The 17,567-nt window shown below is 75.3% G+C and carries 13 protein-coding genes and 1 pseudogene; 10 read left to right on the top strand and 4 right to left on the bottom strand.

The features are described 5' to 3' along the window. Positions 1 to 79: 79 nt before the first annotated feature. From ACYVDO_RS01565 to ACYVDO_RS01545, 5 genes are all read left to right on the top strand, one after another. Complete coding sequence (locus tag ACYVDO_RS01565) at positions 80 to 286, top strand: hypothetical protein (protein ID WP_460932328.1); 207 nt, start codon at positions 80 to 82, stop codon at positions 284 to 286. Beyond that, complete coding sequence (locus ACYVDO_RS01560) at positions 283 to 510, top strand: hypothetical protein (RefSeq protein WP_460932326.1); 228 nt, start codon at positions 283 to 285, stop codon at positions 508 to 510. Before ACYVDO_RS01565 ends, ACYVDO_RS01560 begins: the two co-directional genes overlap by 4 nt. Then, on the top strand, positions 507 to 3,002 hold the full coding sequence (locus tag ACYVDO_RS01555; RefSeq protein WP_460932324.1) for a bifunctional DNA primase/polymerase: 2,496 nt from the start codon (positions 507 to 509) through the stop codon (positions 3,000 to 3,002). Before ACYVDO_RS01560 ends, ACYVDO_RS01555 begins: the two co-directional genes overlap by 4 nt. A gap of 415 nt (positions 3,003 to 3,417) precedes the next feature. Further along, a complete protein-coding gene (locus ACYVDO_RS01550) occupies positions 3,418 to 3,984 on the top strand; it encodes a recombinase family protein (protein WP_460932322.1) in 567 nt (188 codons plus the stop codon). Beyond that, on the top strand, positions 3,981 to 4,271 hold the full coding sequence (locus ACYVDO_RS01545) for a hypothetical protein (protein WP_460932320.1): 291 nt from the start codon (positions 3,981 to 3,983) through the stop codon (positions 4,269 to 4,271). The genes ACYVDO_RS01550 and ACYVDO_RS01545 overlap by 4 nt, the downstream gene beginning before the upstream one ends. On the opposite strand, the gene ACYVDO_RS01540 is transcribed toward ACYVDO_RS01545, so the two are convergent. From ACYVDO_RS01540 to ACYVDO_RS01525, 4 genes and pseudogenes are all read right to left on the bottom strand, one after another. Further along, positions 4,268 to 4,951, bottom strand: coding sequence for a hypothetical protein (locus ACYVDO_RS01540; protein WP_460932318.1), 684 nt, complete (start codon positions 4,949 to 4,951; stop codon positions 4,268 to 4,270). The two genes, ACYVDO_RS01545 and ACYVDO_RS01540, sit on opposite strands and share 4 nt — an antisense overlap. A gap of 156 nt (positions 4,952 to 5,107) precedes the next feature. Beyond that, entirely contained in the window at positions 5,108 to 5,737 is a 630-nt protein-coding gene (locus ACYVDO_RS01535) for a hypothetical protein (RefSeq protein ID WP_460932316.1), read from the bottom strand. A 220-nt stretch (positions 5,738 to 5,957) separates the two neighbouring features. Then, positions 5,958 to 7,574, bottom strand: coding sequence for a recombinase family protein (locus ACYVDO_RS01530; protein WP_460932315.1), 1,617 nt, complete (start codon positions 7,572 to 7,574; stop codon positions 5,958 to 5,960). 49 nt (positions 7,575 to 7,623) lie between these two features. Continuing rightward, positions 7,624 to 8,244 (bottom strand): annotated as a pseudogene (locus tag ACYVDO_RS01525) (ATPase, T2SS/T4P/T4SS family); the annotation flags it as partial. 208 nt (positions 8,245 to 8,452) lie between these two features. On the opposite strand from ACYVDO_RS01525, the gene ACYVDO_RS01520 reads away from it, so the two are divergent. From ACYVDO_RS01520 to ACYVDO_RS01500, 5 genes are all read left to right on the top strand, one after another. Next, positions 8,453 to 10,624 carry a hypothetical protein gene (locus tag ACYVDO_RS01520; RefSeq protein WP_460932313.1) on the top strand — a complete coding sequence of 724 codons (2,172 nt, stop codon included), beginning with the start codon at positions 8,453 to 8,455 and terminating at the stop codon, positions 10,622 to 10,624. Positions 10,625 to 10,838: 214 nt separating this feature from the next. Further along, positions 10,839 to 11,615, top strand: a complete 777-nt coding sequence (locus ACYVDO_RS01515; protein WP_460932668.1) for an FtsX-like permease family protein — start codon at positions 10,839 to 10,841, stop codon at positions 11,613 to 11,615. Beyond that, positions 11,612 to 12,433: an ABC transporter ATP-binding protein gene (locus ACYVDO_RS01510; RefSeq protein WP_460932311.1), complete on the top strand. Its 822-nt coding sequence runs from the start codon at positions 11,612 to 11,614 to the stop codon at positions 12,431 to 12,433. Before ACYVDO_RS01515 ends, ACYVDO_RS01510 begins: the two co-directional genes overlap by 4 nt. Beyond that, a complete protein-coding gene (locus ACYVDO_RS01505) occupies positions 12,430 to 13,152 on the top strand; it encodes an ATP-binding cassette domain-containing protein (RefSeq protein WP_460932309.1) in 723 nt (240 codons plus the stop codon). Before ACYVDO_RS01510 ends, ACYVDO_RS01505 begins: the two co-directional genes overlap by 4 nt. Positions 13,153 to 13,313: 161 nt before the next feature. After that, a complete protein-coding gene (locus ACYVDO_RS01500) occupies positions 13,314 to 17,564 on the top strand; it encodes an FtsK/SpoIIIE domain-containing protein (RefSeq protein WP_460932307.1) in 4,251 nt (1,416 codons plus the stop codon). The last annotated feature ends 3 nt before the right edge of the window (positions 17,565 to 17,567 follow it).

The following is a 17,567-nucleotide window of genomic DNA, read 5'->3' as shown; positions in this document are numbered from 1 at the left end:
CAGGGCAAGGGGCGAAACCCCTTGTCGCGGTGAGGTTTCGGGCAGGTGCCTCCCGTGTCACTTCGACACGGGAGCACGTATGTCCACATCACAGGTCAACCTCGCCGCGCTGGCGCACGCCCGAGCCGTCCGCCTCGGCACGCCGGAGGCCATCGACGCCACCCGAGCCGCGCTGGCCACCGCCAAGATCGAGGCCGCCATCGAGCGCGCCCTCGCCGACGACCCACCCCTCACCGGCGACCAGCGCGCCCGGCTCGTGCGCCTGATCATGCGGGACGCGCGATGAACGCCCGGCACCGCCGGAACCTGCGGTGGTTCCGCGAGCGGTGGGAGCCGCTGGGGTACACCGCCGTGTACTCGCGCCGCAACAGCCACTACAAGGTCTACGACCCGGACGGCCACCTGGTCACGTCCCTGAGCTCCACCCCGAAGAACGCGAAGTCCCCCGAGCGCGAGGGCGAGTCCGACCTGCGCCGCCACCACAAGCAGATGCAGGAGAACGACAAGTGAGCGTCTTCACGAACCCGAGGGGGCCGTTCGAGCGCGCCGCCGAGCACTACCGCGACGCAGGCATGGGGCCGGTCTCCCTGCCGCGCAAGGCAAAGAGCGAGCCGGTCGCCGGCTGGACCGGCGAGAAGCACCGGGGCGTGTATGCCGACACCGACGCGGACCTGCGGTACCTCGCGGCGCAGCGACCCAAGGGCAACGTCGGGCTCCGCCTGCCGGAGGACCTGGTCGGCATCGACGTGGACGTCCGTGACGGGGGCGACCAGACGGTCGCGTTCCTAGAGATCGACCTCGGCGGGCTCCCGCCGACACTCCACAGCACGTCCCGCGACGACGGCTCCCGGATCGCCTTCTACCGGGTGCCCGCCGGGCTGCGCTGGAAGGACGTCGGGACAGGCGTCCAGACGGTGTGGTGGGGCCACCGGTACGCCGTCGTGTGGCCCTCGGTCCACCCCGACACCGGTCGCGAGTACCACTGGTACGACGCCGACGGTGACGAGCTGCCGGGCGCGCCCCAAGACGGCTGGGCATCGGCGGCCGACCTGCCGGCCGGGTGGGTGGACGAGCTCACCAAGGATGCCGCCCCGGCCGAGCCGGTCGCCGCCGCGCCCCTCCGGGCGGACGGGGCACGCGTGCGCCGCGACGGAATGCTCCGGTGGCTGCGCGCGAGCGAGCGCGGCGAGCGCAACGCCCGGATCAACGGCGCCGCGTACTTCCTCGGCGGCCTATGGGCCCGCCTCCCCGAGGACCTCGCGGTGGAGGACCTGTCCGAGGACGCGCTGCAGGACGCCGTGCGGGACGTCTTCGAGGCGATCGGCGTGCCGGCCGACGAACACAAGGCAAACGACACGCTCCGCCGCGGCTGGGAGGCGGGCGTCCGCGACCCGGGGGAGGCCACGCGCGACCGCCCGTGGGACGGGGGCCGGCGCGACGCCGCCGACGACTTCTCCCCGGCCGGGCCGGGGCCGCGGGCGAAGCTCTCGATCGACGTCACCAACCCCGACGACGCATACAAGGAGGCGTGCCGGGTCCTGGGCACCGGGTCGATGGCGGGCGTGTTCCGCCGGGACGACAGCCTCGTCCACACGCCCCGGATCGACGAGGACGGCTACGTCCCGCTGACCGACAACCGCAAGGACGAGGACGGCCCGGCGCAGGTCCGCCGGCTCGACCTGGCCGGGCTCCGGGCGTTCATGGCCCACAACGCGGACCTGTTCAAGCTCGTCACCCCGCGCGGCGGCCACGGCCCCGAGCCGCGCTCGGCGCTGCTCCCGGCGGACGTCGCGGGGCTGCTCGTGGCCGCGCCCCGGTACGTCGAGGGGGCGCGCCCCCTGCGGGCCGTGGTCCACACCCCGGTCGTGCTCGCCGACTGCTCCGTCCTGAGCACGCCCGGCTACCACGACGCCACGGGGGTCATGCTGCTCCCCGAGCTGGAGGTCCCGGTCCCGAGCGGCGACGTCACCGGGGCCCAGGCGGACGCGGCGGTGGCCCTGCTCGACCTGCTCCTGGAGGGGTTCCCGTTCGAGACGCCGGACGACCGCGCGACCTACCTCGCGGCCCTGCTGACGCCCCTCCTCCGCGAGGTCGTGCCGCCGCCCTACCCCCTGACCGCGATCGGGGCGCCGACGCCGGGCAGCGGCAAGTCGTACCTCGCGTGGATCATGCGGGAGCTGCACGGCGGCGTCTTCCGGGCCGAGCTGCCCCGCTCGGACGAGGAGCTGCGCAAGCAGATCACGAGCATCCTCGACCAGACCTCGGCGCCGGTCGTGACCTTCGACAACCTCTCCGGCGTCTTCCGCTCGGCCCGGTTCGACGGGCTGCTCACGAGCGACGTGTGGTCCGACCGGCCGCTGGGGGAGACACGCGAGGTCAGCCTCGCCAACGACCGGGTGTGGACCGTGACGGGCAACAACCTGCAGTTCGGCGGTGACATGCGGCGGCGGGTCCGCTGGGTGACCATCGACGCGAAGATGGCCCACCCGGAGGCCCGGACGGGGTTCAAGATCGACCTGAAGCCGTGGGTGCGGGCGCACCGCGGGGAGCTGCTCGGGGCCCTCCTGACGCTGGTGGTCGGCTGGTGCCAGGCCGGCCGACCGGTCCCCGCGCCGGAGCGCTCGGACGACTTCACACGGTGGACGCAGGTCACGCAGGGGATCCTCGACTGGGCCGGGGTGAAGGGCACGGTCGGCGGCAGCGAGCGGGACGGGGGAACCGAGGACGCGGACGACGGCGACGTGCTCGACGCCCTCTTCGCGTTCTTCGGGACCCGCGCCTGGACGGCGGGCGACGCGGTCCGGGAGGCCGAGTTCGGCGGCGAGCTCGCGGACGTGATCCCCCGCCCGGCGCACGGCGGCCGGCCGAACGACAAGACGCTGGGCCGGTGGCTGGCGCGCTGGCAGGACCGGCCGACCGAGGGAGGTCTCGTCCTGCGCAAGCGCGGCCGACGGTGGTGGTTCGAGCCGGCGCTGTCCGCCGAGGACCTCGCGCTGCTGTAGGCCGGGCCAACTAGGGTCCCGGGCCGGGGCGGGGGCGCCCCGCGAAACCCCGGGCCGGGACCCCGGCGACACTCGGAAACGGCGGGCGCACCCTTCCCGGGGCGCTCGTCGTTCGTTTCGAGTCTCGCCTACCCCAGGCCACCCCGGTGTCGCACTCCCAGCAAAAGCAGGAAGAACGAAACGGGCGGGGAGGGCACCGAAAACGCGACACCGGCCTGAGCTGGGGTAGGCGAGACTCGAAACGAACGACCGCCGCCGGCGCCGCCGGCTCGGCTCCCCGCCGCGCCCGTCACGGTGTCGTGGCTGGCTGGGGTAAACCCTTCAACGGTCAGCGGACGGCCAGAAAACTGGGCAAAATAAGGTTGAAGGTTCAACCAAACGGCCCGGCCGGGCCGACTACCGAAGGAGCGGACCCATGACAGCCACCGTCGGCTACCGCCGCGTTTCCAGCACCGACCAGCGCCTCGACCGGCAGGACCTCGGCGAGGTCGACAAGCTGTTCGAGGACCGGGCCAGCGGCAAGGACCGCGACCGGCCCGGCCTCGCCGCCTGTCTCGCCTACGTCCGCGAGGGCGACACCCTCCGCTGCTACTCCGCGGACCGGCTGGCCCGCAGCCTGACAGACCTGCTCGCGCTCGTCGACGACCTGACGGCCCGGGGCGTGCGGGTCGAGTTCGTCAAGGAGGGCATGGTCTTCGACCCGGAGAGCAGCGACCCGTACGCGCGCTGCCTCATGCAGGTCATGGGCGCCTTCGCCGAGCTGGAGCGCAGCCTGATCAGGACCCGGCAGGCCGAGGGCATCGCCCTCGCCAAGTCCCGGGGCGCCTACAAGGGCAGGCAGCCGGCCCTGGCGCCCGACGAGGTCGCGGTCGCCCGCCAGCGCCACCGCGACGGCGTCACCCTCGCCCGCCTGGTCAAGGACTACGGGGTCGCCAAGGCGACCATGCAGCACGTCCTCGCCGGGACGGGGGTGTACGCGTGAGCTACCTCGACACGACCGACCTCGACGCGCTCGAGGCGGCCCTCGAGGCGGCCGCGCCCGGTACGGTCGCGAGAGTCGTTGGGGCAGAAGGGAACTTCGTCCTCCGCCGCGTCGAGGGCGGCTGGTACCTTCCCGGCGACCTCGTGATCGCGAGCGCCGACGTCGCCGAGGGACGTCCAGGCGTGGTCGAGTTGATGAGCGACACCGACGAGGAGGCCTTGCTCCTGCTCGCCGACTCGGACTCCGACGAGGCGGAGGCCCCCCGGCGGCAGCGGAGGGAGCACTAGGCGTCCAGCGGGGCCAGCCCCCGAATCGTGCCCGTCGGCACGGGCCAGCCGTTGCGCACGCACACCCCTCGGATCGTCTTCCACGCCTCCTCCGTCAGCCGCCCGAACGGGACGCCGGCCGGGCCGGTCTTGCGCGCCAGCCTGAGGTTCTTCGTGTACGCAGCGGCCCACAGGTGGAAGTGCTCGTTCAGGGCGAGCGCCTCCTCCGGGCTCAGCGGGTTGCCCCGACGCCTCACTCTCACCTCGTTGCCCCTCTCCGCCGCGTCGCGCATGAGCATGACGCCCGCCACCTGCTCGGCCGCCAGCCATTCGTCGAAGTGGTCCCACGGCACCCTGTCCACCAGCAGGGTCGCGCGCGTCCGGAGGGCCGTCAGGTAAGGCCCCACGTCGACCTCGTTGCTGGCGGCGTCGAACGCCTGCACGGCGGCGAGTGCCGCCACCAGCTCGTCCCACGCCACGGCGACTGGGGCGTCGCGGGCGTCCTGGGCCGCGCGCGCCGCGATGCCGTTGCTGTCGACGGCGATCTTGTTTGACTCCTTAGCGATTCGGTTGGCCTCGGCGGCCTCCAGCGCCGCCTTCCCGGCTGCCGACGTCGCTCGCCGAGCGTGCCCGAGCGCGAGGGCCGCGACGACGACGCTCGCGGCCGTCAGCAGGGCCATCACCCCGTCCCCCCACGTCATGCGCGGCAGCCTAGACGTCTCGGCCTCGCCCCGGTACCCGAGAAGGAGTGCCGAACTGCCGTTCGCGGAGGACAAGCGCTAGCCTGTGAGTGAGCCCGGACCCCGAGGTGCTGGAATCATCTCGGGAGCCGGGCCTTTTCACACCACTCCCGGGACCTAGCTCTCCTCGTAGGCCGCCGACGCGATCTCGCGGCGCGGCTCGTAGACGACCTCGTCCTCGAACGCCAGCGTCTTGATGAAGGCGCTGATGCGCTCGGCCTCACGCTGAGTCAGGTTCTCCGGCAGCGTGATCTTGCCCTGCAGGCCGGACCGGATCGGGAACGGGTACGTGATCAAGCCGGGCTGCGCGGCCACGTGGGTCACGTCGTCCTCCCGGGGGGCGACCACCGGCGAGGGCTGGGGCTTGCTGACCCGCTTCTCCCCGTTCGACGGGCGCCGACTGCGCGAGGCCACGGGGTTCCAGTCCTTGTCGCCGTTCAGCCACTTCACGTACATGTCGCAGGACGACTTGAAGCGGCTCTCGTAGACCTCGACCGACTTGTCCTTCATCTTGCCGCGGTTGCGGTTGCGGAAGCGCAGCAGGATGTCGTCCACGTCGGCGTGGCGGATGTCCAGGGCGCTGAGGTCGGGCTCGGCCTCGAGCACCTTCTTCACGCCGGTGCGCAGACCACTGGCGGTGGCCGCGTTCATGTAGTCGTTGTCCAGCACCCACGTCAGGAAGTCGATCAGTCCCTGAGCCGTGCCGCTGTTCGGGTTCGGTTCCGCCTCGGCGGGGTTAGTGCTCATTCGGCCTCCTAGGCCAAATCGTAGGAAACGCTCAGGGGGACCCCCGTGCGTCTCTCCGAGAATGAGGTACGCCATACGCCGTGTCAAGTCGCATTCGAAAATGGCGTATGCGTTCCTCCGCATACGACCTACACGTGTGTAGTTCATTCCCTCCCGCGTTAGGCCAGCTCACGCGCGCGGAGACCGGACCGCGGTACGCCCTTCCGGCGCTGGCACTGCCTTAGGAACGCCGTGCAGGCGCTTCTCCCAGTGTTGGGGCCGGATGGTGCAGGCGGGCTTTGACGGGAACGGTCACGCGCCCGTGTAGCCGCTCGTCCTCCTCGGCCCAGCGCGCGAGCGTCTCGTCGTCCGGCGGCCCCAACGACCGCCCGTAGGTCTCCCGCCAGTCGATCGTCAGCCGCGCCATCAGCGCCTCGCGGGTGCGTCGGCCGGGCCGGCCGCGCCGGACCGTGATGCCTGCGAGCGCGCCGTCGAGGACGACCCGGCGCTCCTCGACCGTCTTGGCGTCGGCCCAGTCCTCAGCGAACGTGCGGGTCGGCCCCTCCTGCCGGTATGTCACCGCTGGCGCCTCGGCGCGCTTCTCGTCGCGGAGGTCGAGCAGGTTCGCCTGCTGCCCTTGGAGCTCCATCCGGGCGGCGCGGTCCGGCGCGCGCCGGATCAGGTCGTCCAGCTCGTCCAGGCGGGCCTCAATCTCGGGCAGGGCCGCCGCGCCGCCTGTGCGGACCTCCCGCACGACCCGCCACCGCACGTCCGCGCCCTTGACGCGGAGGAACTCCTCGATGACCGCGTCCTCGAAGTTGGTGATCGTCTGTCCGCACCCCTGAACCGGGCACGAGTACCCGGGGCGTGCCTGCGTCGTGCCGCGCCACATGCGGGCGGGCTCGTCGTGCTCGCCGCACAGGACGAGCCCGGAGAGCAGTGCCGAAGTGGTCGCGCACAGGGACCGAGCCCGGGCCTGCGGGCTGTCCCGCCGGTCCAGCGCCGCGACCATCTCGCGCCAGTCGGCCACCGACATGACCGCCAGCTCCTTGTTGACCTTGGGCAGGCCGGAGCTGTCGCGCAGGACGTCGGCGCCCCGCGTCCTCTCCCCCACCCGGCCCGGGTTCCATGGGGTCATGCCGGCGAGCACCGGGTGCCGCAGGATGCGCTCCACGGTCGAGGGCTGGAACGTCGCGCTCCGGCCCGCCGGGGTCGGCGCGCCCTGCTCGGTGAGCCACCGCGCCGTCGAGTACACCGAGTGGCCGGCCTGCGTCCGCTCGACCATCCGTCGGACCCACTCGATTCGCTCGGGGTCCTGGTCGAGCACCTTGCCGGCCCGGGGGTTCTCGGGGTCAACCGGCACGTTGCGCCAGCCGTAGGGCACCTTACCGCCAGCCGCACGGCCCTCGTCGCGGATGAGGCGCTGCCGGGAGTCCGCGACGCGCTGACTGATGTCGTCGGCCTCCATCTCCGCGACGACGGCCAGCACCGACGCGACCATCTTCCCGGGGCCCGTCCCGAGGTCGAGGCTCTCGGACACGCTCGCGAGGGTGCGCCCGTCGGCCTGCAGGTCCTTCACCGTGTCCCAGAACTGGAGGAAGTTCCGCGAGAGTCGGTCGAGTCGGTAGATCACCACGACGTCGAACTCGCTCGCCCGGAGGGCCCGCCAGCCGGCGCGCTCCGACGGTGCGTTCTTGCTGCCGCTCGTGTCGGGGTCCGCGAAGACGCCGGTCACCGCGTAGCCCTGGCTCTCGGCCCACAGGCGGCACTTCTGCTCCTGGACGTCGAGCGAGACGCTGGCGGCGCCCCTCCGAGTCACGCTCTGGCGGAGGTACAGGACGGCGGTCTTCTCGGGCACGGCTGGCTCCAGCGGGTCGGCGGCTGCTACCTCCCAATTATGCCGGGTTTTGCGCGGCTCGGGTGCCGCCGGCGACGAGGATGTTCAGCCCCGCCGCGACGGCGGCGCCGAGGAAGCGGGCGGCCTGCGGGGTGAGGGTGCCGAGCCCGACGAGGTCGTCGAGGTGGCTGGCGCGGACGACGAACTTGCGGATGTTGACCGACCAGTGCCGGCGGGTGATGTCGGGGATGACGACGTGCAGGCGCGAGCCGTCGGGCAGGACGGCGTCGACGAACGGGCTCGACAGGTCGACCCGACGGCCACTGGTCTTGAGCATCCGCTCGACGAGGTCCTGGACGAGGTCCGGCGTGAGGATGGTCGTCGTCAGCACCGCCACGCCCCCTCGGGCGATGAAGACCTTGGTCGGCTCGTTGATCCAGATCTCCTCGACCTGCGGGTCGTCGAAGTACGGCTGGAGGGGGCCGTAACCGGCCACCGCGTCGAGGACCGACTTGACCGCGTCCTCGACGTTGGCCAGGGAGGGCAGCCCGCCGTGCAGCGAACGCTCGTCGTAGTCGGCCACGGCCTCGCGCACGAGCCGGTCGAGCTCGCGCGTGTCCCGGGCAGGGTCGAGGCCGGAGCGGCGGATCAGCTCACGGACCTCGGACTCGACGGTGGCGACGGCATCCACCACGTGCTCCCCCTTCGCCGTCCGGCCACCGCGCCACCCCCTGGCGCAGACCCGCCTATCGGGCCTTCCGGACGTACGCCGCATGGTAGGACGGATCACCGCGGACCGCCCGAGGTCGTCCACAGGACCTCCCGGCACCGGGCGGTCTACGCTGGCGGACGACTGGTCGGCGCAGCACCGGGGGGTCGCCGGGGCGGACGAGGACGACATGGCGAGATCGTGGGGACGCGACGGGCGCACACCGCTGTTCGTCCGTGGCCTGCGCGCCAGGCCGGTCGCGGCCCTCGCCGTCACGGTGCTCGTGGCGAGCGCCATGACGGCCTGCACCCTCGGACCGCTGTTCGTCCGCGCGCTCACCCAGTCGTCCGTGCGCAGCGCCGTCGCGGCCGCTCCGGCCGCGGACCGCTCCGTCCGGGTGTCCACCTACCTCAGCACCGCCGCCCCGACGGGCCAGGGTGTCCAGGCCGTGCGCACCGCCGTCACCACGGCATACCCGGCCGCGGAGGACGGGGGTGCGAGCACCGGCAGCGGCGGCACTCCCGGCCGGCGCCTGTGGCGCCCCCTGGTCCTCTCCGCGCAGAGCGAGTCCACCCTGCGGTGGGCGGCCGGACCGACCCGAGCCCTCAGCTCGTCCCGGGTCAGCTCCGCCGGCACCGGCTGCGACGACTTCGCGGTGGTCGGCGGCCGCTGCCCCGCCGGGGCCGGCGTGGTGCTGCTCAGCACCCGGGACGCCGCCGCGCACCGTCTGACCGACGGTGCCAACGAGGCAGCCGTCGTCACCGTGGTCCTCCCCGACACCACCACGGTCCGCTGGACCGTGGTGGGCACGTACGACCTCGCCCGCACGGCACCGGAGGTGGTCACGCCCGCCGGCACGCCGCAGGCGACGTATGCCGCCGTCACCGGCGACTCCCTCGTCGTGAGCCCCGCCCAGCTCGCTCGGCTGGCAGTGCCGGTCACCGTCGCCGGGAGCCTGCGCCTCGCGCGCCCTCTCGGGGTGGAGGACGCCGCGCCGGTCCGCGCCCTCGTCGCCGGGCTGCGGTCGGCGGCCCTGGGCCAGCAGCGCCAGCTGCTCGTCGAGAGCCCGCTGCTCGGCGTCCTCGACGACTCCACCCGACAGGCCCGGGAGGCAGAGGTCCTCGTCTCGGTGACGTCCCTGCAGGCCTTCGTGCTCGCCCTGCTCGCCGCGGCCGCCGTGATGGCCCGCATCGCCCGGACGCGCGCACCCGAGTGGGCGGTGGGGAGGCTGCGCGGGCTGGGGTGGCGCCGGTGGGCGGCCGCGGTGTTCCCCGAGACGCTGGTCCCGGTGGGCCTGGGCCTGCTGCTCGGCGGCGTCGGCGCCCTGGCGGTGAGCTCGTGGGTCGTCCGGGCCGTCCTGGGCAGCGGGGTCGCGGTCGAGCCGGGCCGGCCGCCGGTGCTACTGGCGGCCGGCGCCTGCGCCGCCGGCAGCCTCGTGGCCGTCGTCGCCGCGTCCCTGCCCTCGCTGCGCCGCCCGCTGGCCGAGCAGCTTCACGAGCGGTCCGAGGCGTCGGTCGACGGCCCGGTCGTCGTCGGCGCCCAGGTGCTCGTCCTCACGGTCGCAGCGCTCTCGGTGTACCAGCTCGTGACCGGTGGCGTGCTGTCGGGCTCGGGCCCTCAGCTCGGGTTGGCCGCGCCCGCGGTGCTGGCCGTCGCGCTGGGCGTCCTCGCCACCCGGGTCGCCGTGCAGCTCGTCCGGCGGGCCACCGGACGGCCGCCCCGCGGCCTCGGCGCCCTCGTGGTCGGACGGCACGCGGCGCGGGTGCCCTCGGCGCTGGTGCCGGCCGTCGTCGTGGCGGTCGGGGTCGCGCTGGCCGTGTTCGCGACCCAGCTGCCGGTGCTGTCCCAGCGCAACGAGTCGCTGCGCGCCGACGCCACCGTCGGCGCTGCGACGGTGCTCCACATCCGCCTGCCGGCAGGGACGTCCCTCGTCGACCTCGTCCGGGCGGCCGACCCTGCTGGGCGGTCGGCGATGGCGGTCCGGGAACGCGCCGCGAGCGCGGACGGCTCGACCTCGCGCCTCGTCGCAGTGGACTCGGCACGGCTCATGTCCGTGAGCTCGTGGCGGCCGCGCTGGTCGGGGGTCCCGGACGTGGCCACCGCGCTCGCCGGCAGCCCCGGACCGCCCCGTCGTCCTGCACGGCTCCCGCCTCGTCCTCACGGTCGCCGGGGCCAACGTGGTGGCGGCCGTCTCCGGCGCCGGCGTCACCGTGCCGCACCCGCGCCTCAGCCTGGTCGTCGAGTCGCCCGGACGGTGGCAGACGGTCGCCCTCGGCCCGCTCGACCGGCCGGACGGACGGTTCACCGCGAGGCTCCCCTGCCGGGACGGCTGCCGGCTGGCGAGCCTGACGGTCACCGGTGACGCGCAGACGGCCTACACCGCATCCTTCGTCCTGACCGGCCTCGAGGTGGACGGGCAGGTCCCGGCGAACGTCCACGGGGCGCTGTACGGCGCCACCTGGCACCCCCGCGTCGGAGACCTCACCGACCCCACCCCGTCCACCCCGCTCAGCGCCTCGGCGGGCAGCACCGGGTTGGAGGTCCAGGTCACCGACGACGTCGGTGACCGACCGGTAATGCTCCTGCCGCCCGACGCCGCGGACCCCCTGCCCGCCGTGGTGGGACCCCGCACCGAGACCCAGCGGTTCGCCGGCATCCCGGACGCGGTGGCCGGCACCGGGCTGGACGGGCAGTCCCAGCTGCTCGCGCTGCGCGGCCGGGCCTCGGTCCTTCCCCGTGCCCTCGGGGACGGCGTCCTCGTGGACCCCGAGCGCGCCTCGGCCCTCAGCGACCCGTCGCTGGACCAGGCCGAGCCGCAGGTGTGGCTGGCGGCCGGGGCCTCCCCCGCGGTCGTCGACCGGCTGGTGCGCGCCGGCGTCGTCGTCGAGGGGCGCGAGCTCCTGGCCACCGAGCGTGACCGGCTCCTGCGCTCGCCGGCCGCCCTCGGGTCCCGGCTGGCGGCGGCGATGGGCGCCGTCGCACTCGTGCTGGCGCTGCTCACGGTGGTCGCCGGCCGCGTAGCAGGGGCCTCGAGGCGGCAGGCGGACTGGATCGCGCTGGGGGCGGCCGGCGTCCCCCGCGCGCAGCTGCGGCGGCTGGCCCGGGTCGAGATCGCCCTGCCCCCTGTGCTCGGCGCCGCGCTGGGTGCGGGGGCAGGATGGCTGGCGGCATCCCTCGCCGCCGTCCGCCTGCCCGTCGTCGACCTGGCCGCGGCCGGCCCACCGCTCGACCTCACGCTGTCGTGGCTGCCCCTGGTGGTGGTGCTCGGGACCACCGTGGTGGTGCTGGTGCTGGTGCTCGTGGCGGGTGCCCTCGCGCTGACCGAGACCCGTGACCGGTCGGGGCGCCGATGAGCCCCGGCGCCGCCGTGCGCTGCACGGGCCTCGTGCACGTGTACCGCGTCGAGGGCTCGGACGTCGCCGCGCTGCGCGGTGCCGACCTGGCCCTGGCCCCCGGGGAGCGCATCGCCCTGCTCGGCCCGTCCGGGTCGGGCAAGTCCACCCTGCTCGCGGTCGTCGCCGGACTCCTGCGCCCCTCCGCCGGCAGGGTGGTCGTGGACGAGCTCGAGGTAACGCGCGCGGGGGAGCAGCAGCTGCGGGGCTACCGTCGGCACACGGCGGGGCTCATGCTCCAGGGCGTCAACGGCAACCTGCTGCCCTACGCCGACCCGCTCGAGAACGTCCGCCACGTCGCCGGACAGCAGTCGCAGGCAGCTGAGCACGTCCTCTCGCTCGTGGGCCTCGTGGACGAGCGACGACCGGTCGGCCGGCTCAGCCCCTCGGGCCGCCAGTCGGTCGCGCTGGCGGTGGCCCTGAGCCGCCGTCCTCCGCTGCTGCTCGTCGACGAGCCGACCCACCTGCTCGCCCCGACCGACCGCGACGCCCTGCTCGACGCGTTCGTCGAGGCCACGGTGGGGACCACGGTGCTCATGGTGACGCACGACGAGGCCGTGGCCGGCCGGATGGAGCGGATGGTGCGGATGCGCGACGGGCGCATCGCGTCCGAGGGGGTGCGCGAGCAGCCGTATGCCGTCGTGGGGGCGGACGGGTCGGTGCCCCTGCCCGACGACCTGGTCGGCCGGTGGCCGCCGGGCTCCCGGGTCCGGATCGAGCCGGTGGGCGAGGACGAGCTGCGCCTCACCCGCGCGGACCGCTCGCCGGAGGAACCGTGACCAGCAGCGCGGGCACCGGCGGCACCGGTACCGGTAGGCCTGCGACCGGTGGCCTGCGGGTGCGCGGCGTGCCACTGCTCGACGCCGCGGGCCGGCCGGCCGGGTCCCTGTGCCTCGACGTCCCGGAAGGCACGGTGGTCGCGCTCTCCAGCCGCTCCGCCGCCCTGTCGGACACGCTCGCGGGGGTAGCCGGTCGCGTCCGGCTCGCCCGCGGCACGGTGGAGCTCGACGGCAGTCTCGTCGGGACCGGCGCCGCGGCGGAACCGGTCGGATACCTGGGCGCCGACCACGCCCTCGTGGGCACCCTCACCGCGGTCGAGAACGTCGTCGTCGGCCTGCTCGCGCGGGAGGCCACGCGCCGGGCGCGCGAGCCGCGCCGGGGACGCGGGGCACGCCGGGCCGGACGCAGGACGGCCACCGACGGCCACTGGCAGGCGGCCCAGGACCAGCTCCGCGCCCTCGGGCTGCACGAGGACAGCTGGCACCACCCCGTCGAGCAGCTCTCCGGTGGCCAGCACCAGCGCACCGCGCTCGCGCGGGCCCTGGCCCCGCGGCCTCGAGGGCTGGTCCTCGAGGAGCCCACGAGCGAGCTCGACCCGGTCAGTGCAGGACTCGTCGCCGCTGCCCTCCGGGAGGCAGCCGCAGCCGGTGCCTGCGTACTCGTGGCGACGACCGACCCGCTCCTGCTCGAGGCCTCGGACGCCCGCATCCGGGTCTGAGCGGCGCGCACCGCCGGCCTGCCACCCGGGGGCCCAGCCTGGTGTGTGGCTCCCGGTCGGGCGCCGGCCAGCGTACGCCTTCCGGCGGGCGAGCAGCGCCTTCGTGCACAGGCGGTGGAGGGACGACCGATCGCTCCTTCCTACCCACCTAGGTTCGCCGCATGCGCCTGCAGCTCACCGTGTCGACACCCGGGCCCGGCGGCGCGCCCATGACCCACGAGGTCGAGGTCGAGGCGGCCATCGGTCGGACTGCCGCCGAGCTCACGGCCGCCCTGTCGAGCCATCTGGACGCCCCGGGCGCGGTGCTGTCGTCCCGGCAGCGCGTGGTCGCCGGCGAGGTGCTCCTCGGCACCCCACCCCTGGTCGACGGGGCAGCCCTGACCCTGGGCCCGCCCCCTGCGCCGCGACGCACCGGGCGGCCCCGTACGCCCGTCCAGGTCCGGGTCGTCCACGGCCCCGACGCCGGGCGCGTGCTCGAGCTGACGCCCGGCACCCACACGCTCGGGCGCTCCCCGGAGGCGGACGTGTGCCTCGCCGACCCGCGCCTTTCGCGGGTGCACGCCCGCCTGCTGGTCACGACGGACGGCGTGCACGTCGCCGACCTGGGCTCGACCAACGGCACGCACCTCGACGGCGAGCGGGTCGGGGGGTCACCCCGCCGGGTGCGGGCAGACGCGCTCGTCCGCGTCGGGTCCACGAGCCTGCAGCTGGGCGCCCCCACCGAGGTCCCCGCGACCACCGCCGCCCGCAGCGATGGCACCACCGCGGTCAACCGCCGTCCCCGCGTGCTCGACCCGCCGGCACCGACGGCGATCGCCCTGCCCGCGCCACCGCAGGAGCCGCGGCGCACCCGCGTGCCCTGGGCCGCGATGCTCCTTCCCATCCCGTTCGCTGCGGTGATGGCCGTGTTCTTCGGCCCGCTGATGCTGGCCTTCGCGGTCATGGGTCCCGTCGTGATGGCCGGCACCGCCCTGGGCGACCGGTTCGGTTCCCGCCGCCGGTATGCGGTGGAGTCCGCCGAGTACGCCCGCCGCCTCGCGGAGGCCAGGGCCCGGGTGGCGCAGGCCGCCACGGCGGAGTCTGACGGCCTCCGTCGCGCGCACCCCGATCCCGCTGCGGTCCTGGCTGCCGCGTGCGGGCCGACGTCCCGCCTCTGGGAGCGGCAGCGGCACGACCCCGACGCGCTCCTCGTCGCGGTCGGCACCTGTGACCGGCCCTCGACGACGCGGGTGATCCGCCCACCCGGGGACGCGGGGCCGGAGCACGTGAGCCTGGAGGGCGTTCCCTGCGTCGTGCCGTGGCCCCGGGTGGGCACGCTCGGCGTGTGCGGGGCGCGCGCGGACGTCCTGGGCGCCGCCCGGTCGGTGCTGGGACAGGTGGTGACGGCCCACTCCCCGGCCGACGTGCAGCTGGTGCTGCTCACCTGCGAGGAACGGGTCGACGACTGGGCGTGGCTGCTGCGCCTGCCGCACTCCCGCGGCGAGGACGGCGGCCTGCGCGCCGGCGCCCTCGCCGTCGGCCCGGTCGAGGCGGCCGGCGTCGTCGAGCGCCTCGGCGGGCCGCGCGCCGGGCCGCAGGCGCGACCGGCCGCTGGCGCGGAGGGGCAGGAGCCCTGGACCGTCCTCGTCGTGGACGGCACGCGGCTCGAGGACGTGCCCGGCCTGGCGGAGGTGCTGGCCGACGGGGGCACCGCCGGCGTGCTGGGGCTGGCGCTCGCCGACCGGCACGGTGCCCTGCCCGCGGCGTGCGGTGCGGTGCTCGACCTGGAGCCGCCTGCCGTCCCACGCCTGGTGCTGGCCGGGAGCACGCACGAGCGGCTCGCCGTCGACCGGGTCGGTGGCTGGTGGGCCGACCGGCTGAGCCGCGGCCTCGCCCCGCTGCGCGACGCCACCCCCGCGAGCTGCGGCCGCGCCCTGCCCGAGCGCTTGGGCCTCGCCGCGGCGCTGGGGTGGACGGTCACCGACGCCCGCGCCCTCGCCGACCGGTGGACCGAGGTGCCGGCGTGCACCGCGGTGCCCGTCGGCGCGGGACCGGACGGCCCGATGGTCCTGGACCTCGCCGCCGACGGGCCGCACGTGCTCGTCGGCGGCACGACGGGCGCCGGCAAGTCCGAGCTCCTGCGCACCCTCGTCGCCTCGCTGGCACTGCACCACCGACCCGACCGGCTCTCCTTCGTGCTCGTGGACTACAAGGGCGGCGCCGCCTTCCGGGAGTGTGCCGGCCTGCCGCACGTCAGCGGCGTCGTCACCGACCTCGACGAGCACCTGGCCGATCGAGCCCTGGTCTCCCTGACGGCCGAGCTCAAGCGCCGCGAGCGGGTGCTGCGGGCGGTCGGGGTGCCGGACTTCGCGGCATACCAACGGCATCCGGCCTCCCAACGGGAGTCGCTGGCCCGGCTGGTCGTGGTGGTGGACGAGTTCCGCGCCCTGGCCGACGAGCTGCCGGCCTTCGTCGACGGCATGGTGCGGTTCGCGGCGCTCGGACGGTCCCTCGGCGTCCACGTCGTCCTCGCCACCCAGCGTCCGGCCGGGGTGGTGACCGCGGACATCAAGGCGAACGTCAACCTGCGCATCGCCCTGCGGGTGCGCGACCCGGCCGAGTCCGACGACATCGTCGGCACCCCCGACGCGGCCCGGATCGCACCCACCACGCCGGGGCGCGCCCTGTGCTCGATCGCCGGCGCCCCGCCGGTCGAGTTCCAGGCCGCGCACGTCGCAGGTCCGCCACCGGCGCCGGCGTCGTCCGGCGTGCGGGTCCGAGGCCTGCGGCACGGGCGCCCGGTCGTCCGCCACCCCGGCGGACGCGAGACGGACGCCCCGGAGGCAGGGCACGAGGACGCCGCATCCACCCGGGCCGACACCGAGCTGGCGGCCCTGGTGCAGTACGCCCGCGACGCCGCCGCGCAGCTCGACGTGCCTGCCCCCCGCGGCGTGTGGTTGCCACCGTTGCCCGACTGCGTCCCCTCAGCCGGGCGCCCCCAGGGAGCCGGCGCGGGCACGCTGGCGCTGGGCCTGGCCGACCGGCCCGCCCGCCAGGTGCAGGAACCGTTCGTCGTGGACCTCGGCGCGCCCGGCCACTGGTCCTTCGTGGGCGCGAGCGGCAGCGGGCGGACCAGCGCGCTCCTCGGGCTCGCCTCCGTCGCCACCGCGGCGATGCCGCCCTCGGCGCTGCACCTCTATGCCGTGAGCGGTGGCTCGCTCAGCCCCGTGTCCGACCTGCCGCACTGCGGCGCGCACGTCACCTGGGACGACCTGCCCAGGCTGCACCGGCTCCTCGACCGGCTCACCGAGGAGCTGGGTCGACGCCGGGCGTCGCTGGCCTCGTCCGGGCTGCCGACGATGGCGGCCTGGCGCGCGCAGGACCTCGGCGCCCCGCCGCTGGTGCTGCTGCTCGTCGACGACTGGGACCTGCTCCAGGGACGCGCGGACGAGCCGGCCCTCGGGACACTGACCGACCGGCTGCTCGCGCTCGTGCGTGAGGGAGAAGGACTCGGGCTGACCGCCGGGGTGGCCGGCGGCCGGGGACTGCTCACGGGTCGCGCTGCCGCGGCGCTGTCCCACCGGGTGCTGCTGCGCCAGTCCGACGCGGCCGACGTGCTCCTCCTCGGGCTCAGCCCTCGGGCCCTGCCCGCCCACCAGCCCCCGGGACGGGGCGTCCTCGCGGACGGCACGGAGGTCCAGCTGGCCGGGCCGCCCCCGTGGCGCCCTGCCGCCGACGTGCCGGGCTCGCCGGGGCGCCCACCCCTGCGGGTGGCCCCGGTGCCCACGCGGGTCGAGGTGACCGAGCTGGGGAGGCCCGGCGCCCGCCCGATCCACCTGGGCCGCGGCGGCGACGACGGTGCAGTCCTGTCCCTCGACCCGTCCACCGACGGCCGCCGCTGGCTCGTGTGCGGCGCCCCACGCAGCGGCGTCAGCACCGCCCTGCGGCTCCTCGCGGCCAGGGCCGCCGCCGGTGGCCACGAGGTCGCCCTGGTGGGCGGTCCCCGCGGCGTCGAGCCACCCGACGGCGTCACCTGGTGCGACCCGCTCGACCCGCGGCGCCTCGTCGAGCTGCGGCAGGCAGCCCCCGGGCTGGTCCTGCTCGTCGACGACGCCGACACCCTGGTCGACACGCCCCTGGACCCCGTGCTCCGCGAGATCTGCGGACTGGTGGACCGGGACGGCGGCCTCGTCGTCTGCGGGGCGGACGCGACCGCGCTCGCGGGGCAGTACCGGGGCCCGGCCGTCGAGGTCGCACGGCACCGCACTGGTCTGCTGCTGGGTCGCTGCGGCACCCTCGAGGCGGACCTTCTGGGCGTGCGCCTGCCCCCGGGCGGCGCCTGGCCGCCCGGTCGGGGGGTCCTGGTGACCCGCGGCGGCCCCACCCCGGTGCAGGTCGCGGACCCCGGGCCCGGCCGGCCGCGGAGACGCTGATCG

It is taken from the genome of Phycicoccus ginsengisoli (assembly GCF_054779295.1).
Note: the sequence above shows the minus strand (reverse complement) of the source record. Positions and strands in the feature narration are given on the sequence as shown.

Coding starts and splice junctions, on each gene's coding strand:
- ACYVDO_RS01565 (WP_460932328.1), top strand. CDS start 80: ATGTCCACATCACAGGTCAACCTCGCCGCGCTGGCGCACGCCCGAGCC.
- ACYVDO_RS01560 (WP_460932326.1), top strand. CDS start 283: ATGAACGCCCGGCACCGCCGGAACCTGCGGTGGTTCCGCGAGCGGTGG.
- ACYVDO_RS01550 (WP_460932322.1), top strand. CDS start 3,418: ATGACAGCCACCGTCGGCTACCGCCGCGTTTCCAGCACCGACCAGCGC.
- ACYVDO_RS01540 (WP_460932318.1), bottom strand. CDS start 4,951: ATGACGTGGGGGGACGGGGTGATGGCCCTGCTGACGGCCGCGAGCGTC.
- ACYVDO_RS01535 (WP_460932316.1), bottom strand. CDS start 5,737: ATGAGCACTAACCCCGCCGAGGCGGAACCGAACCCGAACAGCGGCACG.
- ACYVDO_RS01520 (WP_460932313.1), top strand. CDS start 8,453: ATGGCGAGATCGTGGGGACGCGACGGGCGCACACCGCTGTTCGTCCGT.
- ACYVDO_RS01515 (WP_460932668.1), top strand. CDS start 10,839: ATGCTCCTGCCGCCCGACGCCGCGGACCCCCTGCCCGCCGTGGTGGGA.
- ACYVDO_RS01510 (WP_460932311.1), top strand. CDS start 11,612: ATGAGCCCCGGCGCCGCCGTGCGCTGCACGGGCCTCGTGCACGTGTAC.
- ACYVDO_RS01500 (WP_460932307.1), top strand. CDS start 13,314: ATGCGCCTGCAGCTCACCGTGTCGACACCCGGGCCCGGCGGCGCGCCC.